Consider the following 1,230-nt stretch of genomic DNA (forward strand, 5'->3'; position numbering starts at 1 on the left):
AATCGCAGATCAGCAACGCTGCGGTGAATACGTTCCCGGGCCTTGTACACACCGCCCGTCAAGTCACGAAAGTTGGTAACACCCGAAGCCGGTGGCCCAACCCGTAAGGGGGGGAGCCGTCGAAGGTGGGACCGGCGATTGGGACTAAGTCGTAACAAGGTAGCCGTACCGGAAGGTGCGGCTGGATCACCTCCTTTCTAAGGAGCGCCTCGGATCCGGGGCCGTCCACAGCGGCGGCCGGCGGGGTCCGCAGGGGATGCCCACTGCGCAGGCGTTTGTTCTGCGGTGGGTGCTCACGGGTGGAATATCAATGGACAGGTTCTTCCGGTTTCCGGTGTTTTTTCCCAGTACGGTTCCGCTTCGGCGGTGCCTGGAACGGAAGGGGCGCCCGGTGCGGGGGTTTCCGTTTGGCACACTGTTGGGTCCTGAGGCAACAGGACTGTTTTTCCGGTGACGGAGGACGGCGGGCACCGGTTGGTGTCCGGCTGTTGTTCCCGCCCCCGGTCCGGGTGTTCCGCGTGCAGCGGGGTGTGCCGGTTCCGGGGTGACGGGGTTGTTGTTTGAGAACTGCATAGTGGACGCGAGCATCTTATAAAGAAGCAATTTTGATGAACCTGGTTCCGGTTTTTTCCGGATCCTGGTTCTCTCGATGTGTTTTTTGATCTTTTGTGGTCAAGTTTTTAAGAGCACACGGTGGATGCCTTGGCATCAGGAGCCGATGAAGGACGTGGGAATCTGCGATAAGCCTGGGGGAGTCGATAACCGGACCGTGAGCCCAGGATGTCCGAATGGGGAAACCCCGCCGCATGTTATGTGCGGTGACCGGCGGCTGAACACATAGGCCGTTCGGGGGGAACGTGGGGAAGTGAAACATCTCAGTACCCACAGGAAGAGAAAACAACAGTGATTCCGTCAGTAGTGGCGAGCGAACGCGGATGATGGCTAAACCGTTTCCATGTGTGATAGCCGGCGGGCGTTGCATGGGCGGGGTTGTGGGACTTTCCATTCTGTCTCTGCCGGGACAGTGGGGTGAGCGCGGGCGTATAGGTGAACCGGTTTGAAAGCCGGACCGAAGAGGGTGTCAGTCCCGTAACCGTAATGCGTGCCGCCGCCCGGGAAGTATCCCAAGTAGTACGGGGCCCGAGAAATCCCGTGCGAATCTGCCAGGACCACCTGGTAAGCCTGAATACTACCTGATGACCGATAGCGGACAAGTACCGTGAGGGAAAG

General features: G+C 59.3%; 2 rRNA genes. Both read left to right on the plus strand.

Features of this window, described 5'->3' with window-relative positions:
* Positions 1-197 (plus strand): 16S ribosomal RNA (locus tag AC5RVV_RS17435); the annotation flags it as partial.
* A 473-nt stretch (positions 198-670) separates the two neighbouring features.
* Positions 671-1,230: ribosomal RNA gene (locus tag AC5RVV_RS17440) — 23S ribosomal RNA — on the plus strand; the annotation flags it as partial.

It is taken from the genome of Arthrobacter sp. MDT2-34-1 (assembly GCF_059091365.1).